Origin of the sequence: Paenibacillus sp. FSL H3-0469 (assembly GCF_038051945.1) — a bacterium.
Classification (GTDB): Bacteria; Bacillota; Bacilli; order Paenibacillales; family Paenibacillaceae; genus Paenibacillus_AQ.
Map to the genome: position 1 here is coordinate 1 of NZ_CP150302.1, position 16,055 is coordinate 16,055.

Genomic DNA, 16,055 nt, shown 5'->3' on the forward strand with positions numbered 1-16,055 from the left:
CGTAGCGCGCTTCACCTCCGGTTCATCCCCAGATTCTTTTGACAAAAACTGCTGTAACGCTTACCATTCAATATAGAAAGAAAGGAGAGGGTCGCCTTGAATTGGCTCGGATCTTTGCAGCAGTTGGGCAGAGCCATTATGCTTCCTACCATGGTGCTTCCGGCGGCAGCTATCCTGCTGAGTCTGGGCAGCTTACCGTGGTCTGCATGGGGACTTTCTTCGCTATCCGAAGTGACGACGTACGCGGGGCAAGGAATATTCTATTTCATGCCTTATTTGTTTGCTGTCGGTGTGGCGTGGGGGTTGTCCAATCAGGCCGGACCGGCGGGACTGGCCGCACTCGCAGGGATGTTCACTTATGACCGGATTGTGTCCAACATGGGAGACGGGGCTGTACAGCCTGCAACATTAATTGGTATTATCCTTGGGATTGTAGCCGGTGTAGCGCATAACCGGTTTAAGAATATCAAGCTGCCGGAGGCGATCCAGTTTTTTGGAGGGTCGCGTTTTGTTTTGCTGTTCATGGGCTTATTCTCGGCGCTGTTCGCCTGGATCATGCTCGGTGTGTCTCCGCTCTTGCAGGAGCTGCTCAACGAGCTGTTCAGGGTAGTGCAGCTGACCGGCGGCTATGGAGTGTTTGTGTACGGGGTGCTATACAGGGTGCTGACGGCCTTTGGCCTGCACCATATTCTGAATAATGTGTTCTGGTTTCAATTGGGCTCCTTTACGACGCCTGACGGCAGTGCGGTCGTACAGGGGGATTTGCCGCGCTTTTTTGCCGGTGACCCTACAGCGGGTGTGTTCATGGCCGGGCTATTCCCGATTATGATGTTCGCCCTGCCCGCAATTGCCTTTGCGATCATTCAGGAAGCGCGCGAGGACCTCAAGCCCAAGATCAAGAAGACGTTTTTACGTGCAGCTTTGGTGTGCTTTCTGACCGGAGTGTCGGAGCAGATTGAATTTGCCTTCCTGTTCGCGTCGCCGTATTTGTTTGCACTGCATGTGGTCATGTCCGGGCTTGCGATGGTGCTGACCTACTCGCTCGGGATTCATCATGGCTTCTCCTATTCGGCGGGGACCATCGACTTCTTCCTCAATATGCATCTGTCCCAGCGGGCCTGGCTGCTGATTCCAATCGGGATCGGCTATGGCATTGTATATTATAACGTGTTCCGCTGGGCGATCCGCCGGTTCCAGATTCCTACGCCGGGCCGCGAGGAAGGCTCTGAGCTGGGCGACTGGGCGGGCAATATCCCGTATCAGGCTCCGCTGATTCTGGAGGCACTGGGCGGCAAGGAGAATATTGTGCAGGTTCAGGCCTGCATCACCCGGCTGAGATTAACGGTGCATAATGACCGCTTCATAGATACAGGGGCACTGAAGGGGCTGGGCTCCGCAGGCATTATCAAGCTGGGCGGGGGCAATGTGCAGGTCGTCTTCGGTACATATTCGGAGCTGATCCGTGAGGAGATTGACAAGCTGATGCTGCGCGATCTGCCGCAGGTGCTGTTCAGTGCGCCGATCCAGGGACGGATGATGCCGATTGAAGAGGTGCCGGATCATATTTTTGCCGCGAAGCTGGTTGGGGATGGGGTGGCCTTTGTCCCGGAAAAGGGAGAGCTGGTCTCGCCCGTATTCGGCAAAGTGATGCACGTATACCCTACGATGCACGCAGTGGGCATTGCTACGCCCGAAGGGCTCGAGGTGCTCATGCATATCGGGATCGATACTTCGCAGCTTAAGGGCCCGTTTGAGGCGCTTGTACAGGAAGGTGACAGTGTGGAGCCGGGGCAGCTGCTGGTCAAGTTTGATCTGGCCTACTTGAAGGAGCATGCCGCTTCGCTGGCGACACCGATGGTGATTACCAACCCGGACCGGGTCAAATCCTGGAGCTATGCGCCATTCAAAAACGTGAAAAAGGGGCAGTCTTCCGTCATGTCCGTGGTACTACATGAAAGCAATGTTGGAGGGATCGAAGCATGATACAAGGCATAGGCGCCGCAGCAGGTGTTGCCATCGGGAAGGCCTTTGTCCTGCCGAACTGGGAATGGAGTCTGCCGGACACCCAGGTGAATCCGGTGGATCTGGCGAAGGAGTTCGAACGGTTGTACGAAGGCATTCGGACCTCCAAGGACGAAATCGAGTTTATTAAAAAAGAATTCCGCGAGGTCGTCGGACCGGAGGAATCGAGTATTTTCGATGCCCATCTGGCGATCCTGGATGATCCGGTGTTCATGAGCGAAATCCGCGGCATTATCGAACGCCAATACAAGGCAGCCGAGGTGGCGGTCAAGGAAGCGATCGACCACTTCGTGGCGATGTTCGATTTGCTCGACGATGAATATATGAAGGAGCGTGCGGTGGATATCAAGGATGTCGGCAACCGCCTGCTGAAGCATCTCCTGGGTGCGCCTGAGGTTACACTGCCGTCGGATACCCAGCCGTACATCCTGGTAGCGAAGGAGCTGTCCCCCTCACAGCTGGCGCATTTGAATCCGGCGTATGTGCTGGGCATAGCGACGATGATGGGCGGCAAAACCTCGCATTCCTCCATCATGGCCCGTGCGCTCGGCATTCCGCTGGTGGCGGGCCTGGAGAACAAGATCCTGACTCCTATCCAGACAGGGGACATGCTGGTGCTCGATGGGGAGACCGGGGCGGTCATGATTCATCCGGATGAATCCACACTGCTTGATTTCAACACCAGACGTGCGAAGCAGCAGCGGAAGCGGGAGCAATTGGAGCTGCTGGCAACTGTCGAAGCGGTCACGAAGGATGGCGTGTCTCTGCGGCTGGCCGGCAATATCAGTTCCGTGAAGGAGCTGAATATGGCGCTGAAATACGGGGCCGAGGGAGTAGGGCTGTTCCGCACAGAGTTCCTGTATATGGACCGCAGTTCTTTTCCGACAGAAGAGGAGCAGTTCGAAGTTTATAAGCTGGTCGCGGAAAAAGTCGGCAAGGAGTCCGTGGTCATCCGTACGCTTGATATCGGGGGAGACAAGCACCTGGATTACTTCCAGCTGCCGGAGGAGCAGAACCCGTTCCTTGGCTACCGGGCCATCCGGATCAGCCTGGACCGCAAGGATATGTTCAAAACCCAGATTACAGCCATTCTGCGGGCCAGTCATTACGGCAATGTGCGGATGATGTTCCCGATGATCTCTTCGGTCGAAGAGGTGCAGGCGGCCAAAGCGGTGCTGAACGAGGTGAAAAGCGAGCTGGACAGCCGGGGAGTACCGTATAACCGCGAGATGAAGGTAGGTATAATGATTGAGGTTCCGGCCGCAGTGATGATTGCCGACCTGCTGGCGGAGGAAGTGGACTTCTTCAGTATCGGCACGAATGATCTGGTGCAGTATGTACTGGCTGTGGACCGGATGAATGAGCAGATTGCCCATATGTATCATCCGTACCATCCGGGAGTGCTGCGCATGATCCGCATGACGGTGGATGCGGCACGCAGCGTAGGCATCGATGTCAGTGTATGCGGCGAGATGGCCGCAGACGAGCGCTCACTGCCGCTCTGGCTGGAGCTGGGGATCAGTGTGCTGAGCATGTCGCCGCAAGCCTTGCTGAAGGTGAAGCACCGTACGCTGAACACCCTGGCTTCTGAAGCCAGAGAGATTGCGAAGGTCTGCTTCCGCAACCGCACCAGCTCGGAGACAGAGGAGCAGCTTACAGCTTTTGTAGGACGGAGCGGATTTCCGCTGGGCGCCGGCGGAGATTCCAAAGAGAAGACGTCATAGCCTTCTTGCGGCATAGAGTTATCAGCATGACAAGGACAAGTTGAACAAGAACATCGATATTAAGTCCGGGGTGAGGGTCAAGGGGGCCATACACACCGGGCTTTTTCAATGATTTTATATGTTTTGGGGTCCCCGCAAAGTATCTGAGTCATCATTGAAGCTAAGCCCCATTTTATGGGGTTATTTTGCTTTTGCAATCACTGGGAACAAGTGCGCTGTCAAAAAAGTAAAACCGTTTGGGCTGCGGGACAGTCAGTATATACAGAAGTCAAAAAAGAAAGGGGAGACTAAGCCTGGATGGAACATACGTGGGAAGGTGAGCAGGTGCGCCACTTGAATGAACAGGAGCAGCTGTTTATCAGCCGGGTACTGGAGCAGAAAAAAATACTCTACAGCATTGCTTACAGCTACTTGCGCAGTGAAGCGGAGTCACTTGAGATGGTTCAGGAAACTACATACCGGGCCTGGGTGAAGCGCGGGAGCCTGAAGGATGAGGACCGGTTCGCACCCTGGCTGACCCGGATTCTGATCAACTGCTGCAAGGATGAACTGAAGCGGAGGAAGCGGCTGGCTGCTCCTGTCCCGGAACCGGCAAGCGCTGGACTACAGGAGATGACCAGTGACCGTAAGCTGGATATGGAGCAGGCCCTGGAAGCGGTAAAACCGAAATACCGTCAGGTGCTTGTGCTGAAGTACTACCGGGATATGACGCTGACAGAAATTGCCGAGGTGCTGGGTAAGCCGGAAGGAACGGTCAAGACCTGGCTGAACAAGGGACTTAAGCAGTTGCGCGACAAAATGAGAATCAAAGGGGGACTATAGCATGGTCAAGACCGAAGAAGAGCTGCTGAAGGAGTACTACCACAGTCTGTCGGCAGAAGCGGATGAGGTTACAGAGATGAAGCTGAATACGGCAATCCGTAAAGGCATAACGCTTTCACGCAGAAGCTCTATGTCATTAAGGAAGCGTTATGCTCTGGCTACAGCGGCGGCAGTGCTGGGGATTGTGCTGTTATTCTCCTTTCCCCGGGCGGGTGAGGTGTTGAAGACCCAAGGGGCAGCTCCCGATCAGGCAGCAATATATCAGAGCTATGGACCCTTTGAAAAGTACATTCCAGCTGCGATGACCACAAACGCCGTATCTTCGGCAATCGAGGCTGGCCTTGTACAGCGCATTACGGGTGTTACTGCGGAGCAGAATGGATTTGTCCTGACTGTAGACGGAATTGCTGCAGATCAGAAGGGGATTATCATTTTGTATTCCTTGCAGAATAAGACTGATGAGAAGGCCAAAGTAGCACATATTCAGTTAACATCAGCTGTTTCAAATCCTTTGCATACATCCCTGGGGCCTGAGAACTCAATTTCCCCAAATCGTATAACCTATGGTTATGAAGTAAGGCAGTGGGAGAGTGACGGAGGCGCTCTTCCGGATCAATTTACACTGGAATTGGAACTTGGTAAGTACAAACAGTTCACGTCAGCTTCAGCAGATAGCTCTATTGCTAAATTGTCTGTAGCTCTTCCGCTAGACCGGGAGGAGATTGCTAAGGCAGGAGAAACCATACATGTAGACAAAACACTGGAAATAGAAGGTCAGAAAATTAAAATTAATCAGGTCTATCTGGCCGCCTCCGGCATTTATATGGATTATACTTCCGACCCGCTGAACTCCAAACAGATCTTCTCCATGTACAAACCGGGGCTCTTAGCAGGCGGTAGCGGTGATTTTACGTATCTGGCTTTACGCGCTGCCAGCTTTACGGACAGTGGGGGCAGACTGATATTTGCCAACGACAGGAGCTCGGCACAATCGCTCCAGCTGCAAATCAATGGAATTCTGGCGCTGGATAAGAAGGCAACCCAATTAATTGTAGATACGGATAAGCAACAAATTATCAAGGCTCCAGATCAGAATTTGCAAATGTCTGTCCACAACACGGAAAGGGGCTCTACGATGGTGCTGGAATATGATTCTCAGGCACAGAATAACAGTATCTACAATGACTTTAGGCTGGGGCCAACATTTACCGATGGAGCAGGTACAGTTCATTCAACAGATCAGTTTGATATCGATATTCCGCAACGCACGGAGCCGGAGAAAGCGAAGTCAATCCCTCACATGTATTACCTTGGTTTGGGGGGCAATATATATCCGCAGCCGCTGACGTTCGCCATTAAGGCATATCCTGCCCTGATCAAAGAGAAGCTGTCCGTTCCAATCCGGTAACCATCTGGTGAATTAGAACAAGCCCTGAACCTCATCGAAAGATAAGGCAGGGCTTGTTTGTGGCCGTTCCGGCATTAGTCTGCTATTCCAATTCTATTCCGCCTATTCACCAGCAAGCGCATCGCAGAACGCTTTGCCGTAAGGCGGCAGGTCCGGCGGGCGGCGGGCGGAGATGATATGGCCGTCAGTGACGACAGGCTCGTCCTTCCAGATGGCTCCAGCGTTCTCCATATCGTCACGGATGCCCGGTGTGGAGGTGACGGTTACGCCCTCTAGTATCTTCGCGGATATCAGTACCCATCCGGCATGGCAGATCTGGCCAATCGGCTTCTTCGCACTATTGAAATCCTGCACCAGCTTCAGCACTGCGCTGTACCGGCGGATTTTGTCGGGTGCCCAGCCTCCGGGAACGAGGATACCGTCATAATCGGCAGCGTTCAACTCGTCCCAGCTGTATTCAGCAGTGGCAGGTACGCCATACTTACCGACATACGTCTTTCCCTTCTCAAGGCCGGCCAAATGAACCTCGGCCCCTTCCTCGCGTACGCGGTATACGGGATACCACAGCTCGAGGTCTTCAAATTCATCGTCCACCAGCGCAATGACTTTTTTACCTGAAAGTCTCATTCTGTTCAGCTCCCTTCGGCTTAACTTCCTGATATCTATGTCATTCTATCAAAAGAGAGACTTGAAGTCACTTTTCGATATGGAAAATCCTAAAACTATTGCCAATTAAAACATGATATGCAAACTTGCAGGGATTCAGGGGAATAAGGTCGAATAGTAGATAGGGAAAAGGCAGAACTATGCGTTTTTAAAAGATCATTCTGAGGTGTGGGAGATGTATAAGGAACAATTAATGAAGAAGTCTTGTGGCTGCGGCGGGATCATGACCATACATATGCATACGCTGATTTATAGTGCGAAGATCAAAATTACTCATGTCCCTGTATATACCTGCGGGCAATGCGCCCGTTATGAGCCCTTGCCGGTTATTAAGCGTGACCTGGGTCTGCTGATCCGGGAGCTTGGAGAGCGCCCTGCGGGCAAGCTTCATCTATCCTTTGCGGACCGCAATGAGTGGGCCAGTGTGCTGAAGGATACGCTTTCTGCGGGCCTGTTTGCCGGCGGCCTGCCGGAACTGGAGGAGGCTATCCGCAAGGCTATGCAGAGCCGGATTGATCTGCTGCTGGATGTATACCGCACGGCGGCGGATCTATCCGACAAGAAGTGGATGGAAGAGATTGGCTTGCGGCTCTCCCAGTTGACTGCTCAATCGGCAGAAAGTGCCAAATAAAGAGCATTTTTTGACATTTTGAAAAAAAGTCTGCAAAAACAATGAAAAAGTTTCAACGAATGTTGGATTTTTCACGCGCTTTTTGATACGATAGAGAAAGCATACGGAATTCTTGAAATTTTAAGGGCTTTCAACTGGAAGCTATTGGAGAATCAGGAATTGGCGGAAGGCGTTAAAGCCGCGCCAGGACTGACGTTTCAACCTTTGAAAGAAATTTTGAAAGGAAAATGAAGCGTTATCATTGCACAATTGTACAAAGTGTCGTATCATAATTTTAATTAGTCGAACGATAAAATTTATCGCAATGGAGAGAGTAATTTGACGGTAACCATTTACGATGTAGCTCGAGAAGCAGGCGTATCTATGGCTACGGTATCACGGGTTGTGAATAATAACCCCAACGTGAAACCGCAGACCCGGAAGAAGGTTTTTGAAGCGATTGAGCGTTTGGGCTATCGTCCGAATGCTGTGGCGAGAGGTCTCGCCAGCAAGAAAACGACAACCGTAGGGGTTGTTATCCCAGATATCTCAAACTCGATTTTTGCGGAAATTGCACGCGGGATTGAAGATATTGCCAATATGTATCACTACAACATTATTCTCTGTAACGCTGACAAGCGCAAAGAGAAAGAGATTCGTGTCATTAACACACTGCTCGAGAAGCAGGTGGACGGGCTGCTGTTCATGGGCGGAACCGTTACGGAAGAGCATATTCAGGCGTTCCAGACCTCTGCTGTGCCTATCGTACTCTGTGCGACCCGCGATGAGAAGGGAACGTATCCTTCCGTGGATATCGACCACGAGACGGCTGCATTTGATGCAGTGAATACGCTGATCCGCCACGGACACCGTGAGATCGCCATGATCAGCGGTACGCTGCAGGATCCTGCGAACGGATATGCCCGGTTCCATGGCTACAAGAAGGCGCTGGAAGCGGCAGGTATCGAGTATCAGGAGGATCTGGTACGCATCGGTAACTATCGTTACGAATCCGGTGTCGAAGCCATGAAGTACTTCCTGGGTCTGAAGAAGAAGCCTACAGCTATCTTTGCCGCTACTGATGAGATGGCAATTGGCGCCATTCACAGTATTCAGGATGAAGGTCTCAAGGTGCCGGACGACTTCTCGATTATCAGTGTAGACAACATCCGGATGGCTTCAATGGTTCGTCCGCTCCTCACTACTGTAGCACAGCCGATGTATGATCTCGGTGCTGTGGCGATGAGACTGCTGACGAAGCTGATGAAGAAGGAGACGGTTGAGAATCCGCGGGTTATTTTGCCGCATGAGACCATTCTTCGTCTGTCTGTCAACCATGTCAACAAATAAGATCAGTCGCGTGAACATAGGTTTCATAAGAAGCTCCTTCGGGAGCTTTTTATGTTTGCGGGCAGAAAGTTCAAGGGGGATATGAAATGAGCGGAGTGCTGGGACTGATTGGCGCAATGGATGAAGAAATCAAGCTGCTGCTGGAAGAGATGGAGGACCGGCAGACCACGGTGAAGGCCGGCATTACCTTTTATGCAGGGAAGGTATTCGGGAAGGCGGCTGTAGTCTGCAAATCAGGGGTAGGGAAGGTGAACGCCGCCGTAACCACCCAGATTCTGCTGGACAGCTTCGACGTAGAGCAGGTGCTGTTCACCGGAGTGGCCGGAGCGCTGCATCCTGAGCTGAACATCGGGGATATTGTTATTTCGTCCTCCTGCATTCAGCATGATATGGATGTTACAGCGCTCGGTTATGCCAGAGGCGTGATCCCTTATCAGGAGATCTCTGCCTTCCAGGCAGATCCTCTGCTGGTGAAGTTAGCAGAAGAGGCTTGTCATGAGCTCAAGCAGAAGTCTGTAACAGGTATTGTGCTGTCCGGGGATCAATTCATTGCCAGCAGGGCCTCAGTAGCTATGCTGCGTGAGCAGCTGGACGGAGCCTGTGCAGAGATGGAGGGTGCGGCGGTCGCCCAGGTCTGCCATATGAACGGGATACCTTTTGTAATCGTACGCTCCATGTCAGACAAAGCAGACGGCTCAGCCCATGTGAATTACAGTGAGTTCACCGTAACGGCCTCGCAGCATTCGCATGCCATTCTGGAGCATATGCTTAAGGCTATGTAACCTGCCGGCAGGCCGCCTGCATTAATACATAAACCGCTGTCTGAAGCGCACCCGGTCGAAGGTCTCGCGGGAGGACAGCGGTACTTCCCGGCCCATGCGGACCATGAGGCAGTTGGCCGGATGCGAGCAGATCTCCGGATCATCGGTGGCATACCACACCATATCTACCGTCTTCATCAGCTTCTCCATCATCTGGCGGTACTCCCATACGGTAAGGCCGCTCCCCTTGAGGTCCCAGTGCCAATAATATTCGGTTGTGAATACAATACAGTTCTCCAGTTGTCCCTCTTCAAAAGCACTTGAAACCAGCAGCTTCGCAAGTCCGCTCCCGCGATACTCGTCAGCCACTTCGATCGCTCCCAGCTCAATCAGATCTTCCATCCCGCCCTGGGACCATAACTCCAATTCATCCGGATAATGAAAGGTGACATAACCCACGATAGCGCCTGAGACCACCGCTGCCACGATGCGTCCTTCAGGTAAGGCCGATATCTCTATCAGTGCTTCAAGCTGCTCCTGCGGCTTACGGAAGGCGTCCAGATCGCGGTGGATGCTTAAGGTCTGAAGTGTTTCGGGCGATAGGGGGCCACGGACAGAAATCAGCCGGCCTTGATGCTCTATCGTATGGGATACAGGAATTTTAAGATGCTCCATGCTTGGGCTCCCTCCGGTTCACTATAATATGGAATGTAACCGCTTCCTGTGATATACTGATTCCGACACGGAATATTCACATTTAGAGCGTTGACGGAATTACTAGAAGTAGATGGTACCCTTAAAGCTTAAAGCAAACCAGTAGGGGAGGCAAGAGTAATGGGGCAAGTTCGAGGTGAAATTTTGCCGGGCCGGGTGCAGCATTCGAATATGGAGGATTATTCCCGGGCAGTTGATGAATTCCGGTGGGAGGATGTCGAGCGCAGCTTCTCCTGGCATGGGACCGGCAAGGTGAATATGGCACATGAAGCGATAGACCGTCATGTCGAGGAGGGGCGGGGGGCTGCTACGGCACTGATCTACAGCGATGCGGTGCGTGAGGAGAGGTACACCTTCGCCGACTTACGGGAACGGTCGAATAAGTTCGGTAATGTACTACGCAAATACGGAATCGGCAAAGGAGACCGGGTGTTCATCTTCATGCCGCGTACCCCGGAGCTGTATTTCAGCCTGCTCGGCATTCTGAAGACGGGAGCAGTGGCAGGTCCGCTATTCGAGGCGTTCATGGAGACGGCGGTCAAGGACCGTCTGGAGGATAGCGGAGCAGTGGCGTTAGTAACCACACCGGAGCTATTGCACCGGGTGAAGCGGGAGCAGCTCCCGGGACTGCGCCATATCTTTGTGGTAGGAGCTTCTGCTGCTGAAGATTCGGGGCTGCTGAATTATGAAGCGGAAATGGCTGAAGCGTCGGCCGAGCTGGAACCGGAATGGCTGAGCCTTACGGACGGTCTGATTATGCATTATACCTCCGGTTCCACCGGGAAGCCCAAAGGTATCTACCATGTGCAGAAAGCCATGATTCAGCACTATTATACAGGCAAGGTAGTTCTGGACCTGCGGCCGGACGATGTATACTGGTGCACGGCCGATCCGGGTTGGGTAACCGGAACCTCTTATGGGATCTTTGCCCCTTGGCTCAATGGGGTAGCGAATGTAGTCCGGGGAGGACGTTTCAGTCCGCTGGATTGGTATAAGACGATTGAGCGCTTCGGGGTGAGCGTATGGTATAGTGCACCTACGGCGTTCCGCATGCTGATGGGGGCTGGCAAGGAGACTCTGGAGGGGGTCGATCTGAGCAGTCTCCGTCATGTGCTGTCTGTAGGCGAACCGCTGAATCCGGAGGTCGTGCGTTGGGGCGACAAAATCTATCAGCAGCGGATTCATGATACGTGGTGGATGACCGAGACGGGAGCGCAGCTCATCTGCAACTACCCGGGAATGGACATCAAGCCTGGTTCCATGGGCCGGCCGCTGCCGGGGATTGAAGCAGCTATCCTTGATGACCGCGGCAATGTACTGCCGCCGTATTCTATGGGTAATTTGGCCATCCGCACTCCCTGGCCGTCTATGATGGCCAAGGTATGGAATAACCAGGCTAAATACGATGAATACTTCCGGATTCCCGGATGGTATATCTCTGGGGACTCGGCGTACATGGATGAAGACGGCTATTTCTGGTTTCAAGGCCGGATTGATGATGTGATCAATTCCTCCGGGGAGCGGATCGGACCCTTCGAGGTTGAGAGCAAGCTGGTGGAGCATCCGGCTGTGGCGGAGGCTGGTGTAATCGGCAAGCCGGATGTCATGCGCGGAGAGATCATCAAGGCCTTCATCTCGCTGCGGGATGGATACAGTCCAACCGCTGAACTGAAGGAAGAGATCGCGGCATTTGTCAAAGCAGGCCTGTCTGCCCATGCGGCACCGCGTGAAATCGAGTTCAAGGATAAGCTGCCCAAGACCCGTTCCGGTAAAATTATGCGCCGTGTACTGAAGGCCTGGGAGCTGCATCTTCCAGCAGGCGATTTGTCTACCATCGAAGACTAGGCAGAGCTGGAGTACGTTGAAAAAAGCCCGTTCCCCTTATCCCGGGGAACGGGCTTTTGAGCTTATATTGAAGTCTGCCTGTTCAGCTTAACGTCCAGAGTTGCCTGTTGCGTTAGTGGTGGTACTGCCTCCGGCATTCCCACCCGTATTCCCGCCGGCATTGCCTGCAGGCTTCCCGCTGTTATTACCTGTGGCATTTCCGCCGCTGTTCCCGCCGGCTGCATTGGTTCCGCCTAACGGAGTTGAAGTATCCGCAGCAGGCGGTTGAACAATGATCATGCCAGGGTCTTCTGTACTGTCCGGGATGATTCCGGCATCCGGTGTCGGCTCTGCATCCGGCGTCTGTTCCGGAGTAGGCGTAGGCTCCGGTGTCGGCTTAATGCCGCCAGCCACACTGCCGGAAGCAGTCTCATGTCCGGCTACGTCTACAGCAGCCACATAGAAGGTAGCATTAGCGCCTGCTGGAGTACCCGGCCTGAAGACGGTGCTCTCTCCAGCCGCGAGAACGGCCTGCTTCTGGAAAGATCCGCCGTTCAGGGAACGGTAGAGGCGGTAGCCGACAACATCCGGCGAACCGCTTGGAGTGAACGTAACTACAGCCTTGCCTGTACTGTAGGAAACCATGACTTCACCGGGAGCACTTGGCCCGTTGCCGTCATCGACCCGCGGATCGACCTCAGTCGGATAGTCGGTCTTGGCATCCTGCGGCATGTAGTACGCCAGGGACTCATGTGATTTCATTGCCGGGAAGGCGGCCAGCAGCTCTTTAACCAGCTCCTGAATCGGCTTCTCACGCTTGACTACAATCTTCTCCTTCAGGAAATCCTCAGGAGTTCCTTCCAGAGGGATGTAGTTCACCCCGTTATAAGTGATATATTTGGCATTGGAGATTCCGTCGTCGCTCTCCTTAGGAACAAATTTCGCGTTGAACAGGTCCGTTGTGAATCTGTCCGTCAGCTTGGAAGGCTTCTTGCCGCTGTATGCCGAGACTGTCGCCTTGACGATACCCTCCGGCTGGGCGAATTGCTTCGTGGTGAACAGCTCGGGACGTTTGTCAATCACTGTATTCATTACCTTGGTCCACAGGGTCTGCGCCTGACGCTTCTGCGTATCCCCCTGAAGGGTATTGACCTGCTCTTTGTAGCCCACCCAAATTCCAAGGGTGACATCCGGCGAATAGCCCATGAACCAGACATCTCCATAGTTCTGGGTGGAGCCGGTTTTGCCGACAATCGGAACTTCCTTGAAATGCTTGTAGTTCCTCTTCACTGTAGTTGCTGTTCCGTCAGTAATTACGGTGCGCAGCATATCCGTCATCAGATAAGCGGTCTGCTTGGAGAAGACCTGCTCCGGGTTAACTTTATGCTGGTAGACGATTTTACCCTGACTATCCACGATCTTCTCGATCATATAAGCATCATTGAAGGCACCACCGTTACCGATGGAGGAATAAGCATTGGTCAATTCTTCCACGGATACCCCGTAACGCAGCCCCCCGATAACCCCGGTCTGAGCGCTATAGTCATTGTCCTGGATGGTGGTAATTCCCAGCTTCTTGGAGAAGGCCCAGGCCTTCTCAATACCCACCTTGTCGTTGAACAGCTTCAAGGCGGGCAGGTTCAGGGATTTGTTCAGGGCATAACGGGCGGTTACCAGACCCTGATAACGGTTGTTGGCGTTCTTGGGAATGTGGTAGCCTTTGCCCCCGTCCTTCATGACAATCGGCGCATCATCCAGAATACCCGCAGGCTGAATGAGACCTGCATCCAGTGCAGGCAGGTATGCTGCAATCGGCTTCATGGTGGAACCGGGCTGGCGGATCATCTGGGTGGCGTAGTTCATCTGCTCGATGTTGAAATCGCGCCCTTCAATCATGCCGAGAATCGCGCCGGTCTTGTTGTTGATCATCATACCGGCCGTCTGTTCCTTGCCTCTGGCTTTGCTGTCCTTGGTGAAATTACTGCTGTCATCCGAGATGCTGTGCATCGCACTGTACACTTTCTTGTCAATGGTGGTGTACACCCGGTAGCCGCCGGTCATTAACTGCTGGCGTGCTTCCTCCAGCGCTTGGGCGGAATCGGCAGCAGAGGCCGCCTTGTCTGCCGTATCCTGGTTCAGCTTCAGCAGGATCTCGGACGCTTTGCGTTCGGTCTCCATCATGAGATAAGGGAAGGTGGCATAGGCCTTCTTGGTATGCGGTGCAAGAGAGCTCTTGATGTCGAAGAGCAGGGCCTCGTCGTACTGGGATGTAGTAATTTTGTTCTCCTCCAGCATCCGCCGTAAGACCAGCTTCTGGCGGTCCATTGCCCGGCCGAAGGCCGTTTCGTTGAATTCGCCTACGCCGTTGAACGCAGAATACTTGGAGGGGAGCTGCGGCAAGCCGGCGAGATACGCCGCCTGGGCCACGTTCAGCTTCTCCAGATCATCCAGGCCGAAGATGCCTTTGGCGGCGGCCTTGATACCGAATACATTATAGCCGTTGGAACCGTTCCCGAAAGGAACCTTATTTAAATAAGCTGTTAAAATTTCCTGCTTGGACAAGAAACGTTCCAGCCGCAGGGACAGCAGAATTTCCTTCACCTTGCGGTCTTCCGTGCGGTCCAGGTTCAGGAACACGCGCCGTGCAAGCTGCTGGGTCAGGGTGCTGCCCCCGGTCTGAACAGATTCATTCAGTACCTTTTGCTTAACGGCCCGCAGGGTGCCGCTGAAATCCACCCCTTTATGATTGTAGAAATTATTGTCCTCTATAGCGAGAACGGCATCAATCACAAGCTGCGGAATATCGTTGAATTCAATAAGTCTGCGGTCTTCTTCTGTGCGGAGCTGGCCGATCGGCTGTCCGTCACTGAAATAGGCAAAGCCGGTAATGGCGTTCAGCCCAACCTGCTGCTGGATTAATTCTTCGGGCCGTACCGGATCGTCCTTCACTATTGAAGTGACGTAGCCGGCTACAGCGCCGCCGGCGAACAGGCAGCCGAGTATACCGAGTATGAACATCCACTTCACAACTGAACCGAACCTGCGGAGCCAGGATCTGCGCGGTGGACGCTGTTTTGCGGTCTTCTTTTTCTTCTCCTCAACCATCGACGATAATCCTCCTTTTAACGGAACTATTATAGCACAATTTGGCGATTTTGAATGCGCTTCTGCCGCAGAGGATTTTTAAAATAACCCCACCAAGCGGGGACTTCAGCTTCGATGATGACTCGGATTCATAAAAAAAGCTCCCGGATAGAAATCCGGGAGCTTTGATCAGATTCCGCTGTAAGCGAATCTTAACGGTTGTAGAATTCGACGATTTGCTTCTCATCGATATCCTGGGACAGCTCGGCACGTTCTGGCAGACGAAGGAATTTACCTTCGAATGATCCGTCAGCATATTCCAGGTAAGCCGGAAGGTGGTTGCGGTTCTCGAGAGCTTCCTTGATCGAAGTCATAGCACGGCTTCTTTCGCGAAGTCCGATAACGTCGCCAATGCTTACACGGAAAGAAGCGATGTCGACTTTTTTACCGTTAACGGTTACGTGGCCATGGGATACCAACTGGCGTGCGCCTGCACGGGAGTTAGCGAATCCAAGACGGTAAACCAGGTTGTCCAGACGGCTTTCGAGCAGGAACATGAAGTTTTCGCCCGCAATACCCTGGAGCTTTTGTGCCTTAGTGAAAAGAGTTTTAAACTGCTTTTCGCCCAGGCCGTACATGTGGCGCAGTTTTTGTTTTTCCAAAAGCTGCATTCCGTAGTTACTTACTTTTCTGCGTTGGTTAGCGCCGTGCTGTCCTGGTGGGAATGGGCGTTTCAGGTCTTTGCCTGTACCGCTAAGGGAAATGCCCAGACGGCGGCTGAGTTTGAATTTAGGTCCGGTGTAACGTGCCATATTATAGTAGACTCCTTTTAATGAAAAAAATTTATTGTAGGGCCTATTTGCGCCGCAATTCGTATCCGTGAAAGCGTTAAATGGTTTCACACTGCCGAGGGAAGTTCAGCCGCTGCCCTGGCAGTAACGAAATGCGTAGAGGGTGACACAACGTTACGCCCAATAAGACTTGTTACAGTCTTGTTCAACAATAAATATTATATGAAAATGGCAGGCAAAGTCAAGCGCAACTTAAAAGAGTTTTTGTCTATCTTTGTC

12 protein-coding genes are annotated in these 16,055 nt (G+C 52.8%); 8 read left to right on the forward strand and 4 right to left on the reverse strand.

What is annotated here, in order from left to right; translation table 11 throughout:
• Nucleotides 1–96: 96 nt before the first annotated feature.
• From NSS83_RS00005 to NSS83_RS00020, 4 genes are all read left to right on the forward strand, one after another.
• On the forward strand, nt 97–1,983 hold the full coding sequence (locus tag NSS83_RS00005; RefSeq protein WP_341347451.1) for a glucose PTS transporter subunit IIA: 1,887 nt from the start codon (nt 97–99) through the stop codon (nt 1,981–1,983).
• On the forward strand, nt 1,980–3,746 hold the full coding sequence (gene ptsP, locus NSS83_RS00010) for a phosphoenolpyruvate--protein phosphotransferase (protein ID WP_341186302.1): 1,767 nt from the start codon (nt 1,980–1,982) through the stop codon (nt 3,744–3,746). The genes NSS83_RS00005 and ptsP overlap by 4 nt, the downstream gene beginning before the upstream one ends.
• A gap of 297 nt (nt 3,747–4,043) precedes the next feature.
• Nucleotides 4,044–4,568 (forward strand): sigma-70 family RNA polymerase sigma factor, encoded by a 525-nt coding sequence (locus NSS83_RS00015; RefSeq protein WP_341186301.1) that lies wholly within the window; start codon nt 4,044–4,046, stop codon nt 4,566–4,568.
• Between the two features lie 76 nt (nt 4,569–4,644).
• Nucleotides 4,645–5,976: a DUF4179 domain-containing protein gene (locus tag NSS83_RS00020; RefSeq protein ID WP_341347452.1), complete on the forward strand. Its 1,332-nt coding sequence runs from the start codon at nt 4,645–4,647 to the stop codon at nt 5,974–5,976.
• A gap of 102 nt (nt 5,977–6,078) precedes the next feature.
• Here NSS83_RS00020 and NSS83_RS00025 read toward each other — a convergent pair whose 3' ends face one another.
• Nucleotides 6,079–6,603, reverse strand: coding sequence for a type 1 glutamine amidotransferase domain-containing protein (locus tag NSS83_RS00025; RefSeq protein ID WP_341186299.1), 525 nt, complete (start codon nt 6,601–6,603; stop codon nt 6,079–6,081).
• A gap of 232 nt (nt 6,604–6,835) precedes the next feature.
• Between NSS83_RS00025 and NSS83_RS00030 the strand changes: the two genes are divergently transcribed.
• The 3 genes from NSS83_RS00030 to NSS83_RS00040 all read left to right on the forward strand — a co-directional run bounded on the left by NSS83_RS00030 (nt 6,836) and on the right by NSS83_RS00040 (nt 9,384).
• A complete protein-coding gene (locus tag NSS83_RS00030; protein ID WP_341347453.1) occupies nt 6,836–7,273 on the forward strand; it encodes a hypothetical protein in 438 nt (145 codons plus the stop codon).
• A gap of 318 nt (nt 7,274–7,591) precedes the next feature.
• The gene (gene ccpA, locus NSS83_RS00035) at nt 7,592–8,602 is read left to right on the forward strand and encodes a catabolite control protein A (protein WP_036695017.1); all 1,011 of its coding nucleotides are present in this window, start codon (nt 7,592–7,594) and stop codon (nt 8,600–8,602) included.
• An 86-nt stretch (nt 8,603–8,688) separates the two neighbouring features.
• A complete protein-coding gene (locus NSS83_RS00040; RefSeq protein WP_341186297.1) occupies nt 8,689–9,384 on the forward strand; it encodes a 5'-methylthioadenosine/adenosylhomocysteine nucleosidase in 696 nt (231 codons plus the stop codon).
• Nucleotides 9,385–9,405: 21 nt separating this feature from the next.
• Here the strand turns inward: NSS83_RS00040 and NSS83_RS00045 are convergent, their stop codons facing one another.
• Nucleotides 9,406–10,038 (reverse strand): GNAT family N-acetyltransferase, encoded by a 633-nt coding sequence (locus NSS83_RS00045; protein ID WP_341186296.1) that lies wholly within the window; start codon nt 10,036–10,038, stop codon nt 9,406–9,408.
• Between the two features lie 159 nt (nt 10,039–10,197).
• On the opposite strand from NSS83_RS00045, the gene acsA reads away from it, so the two are divergent.
• Nucleotides 10,198–11,922, forward strand: a complete 1,725-nt coding sequence (gene acsA / locus NSS83_RS00050; RefSeq protein WP_341186295.1) for an acetate--CoA ligase — start codon at nt 10,198–10,200, stop codon at nt 11,920–11,922.
• A gap of 87 nt (nt 11,923–12,009) precedes the next feature.
• On the opposite strand, the gene NSS83_RS00055 is transcribed toward acsA, so the two are convergent.
• On the reverse strand, nt 12,010–15,006 hold the full coding sequence (locus tag NSS83_RS00055; RefSeq protein ID WP_341186294.1) for a transglycosylase domain-containing protein: 2,997 nt from the start codon (nt 15,004–15,006) through the stop codon (nt 12,010–12,012).
• Between the two features lie 191 nt (nt 15,007–15,197).
• Nucleotides 15,198–15,797 (reverse strand): 30S ribosomal protein S4, encoded by a 600-nt coding sequence (gene rpsD, locus NSS83_RS00060; protein WP_341186293.1) that lies wholly within the window; start codon nt 15,795–15,797, stop codon nt 15,198–15,200.
• Nucleotides 15,798–16,055 lie beyond the last annotated feature (258 nt).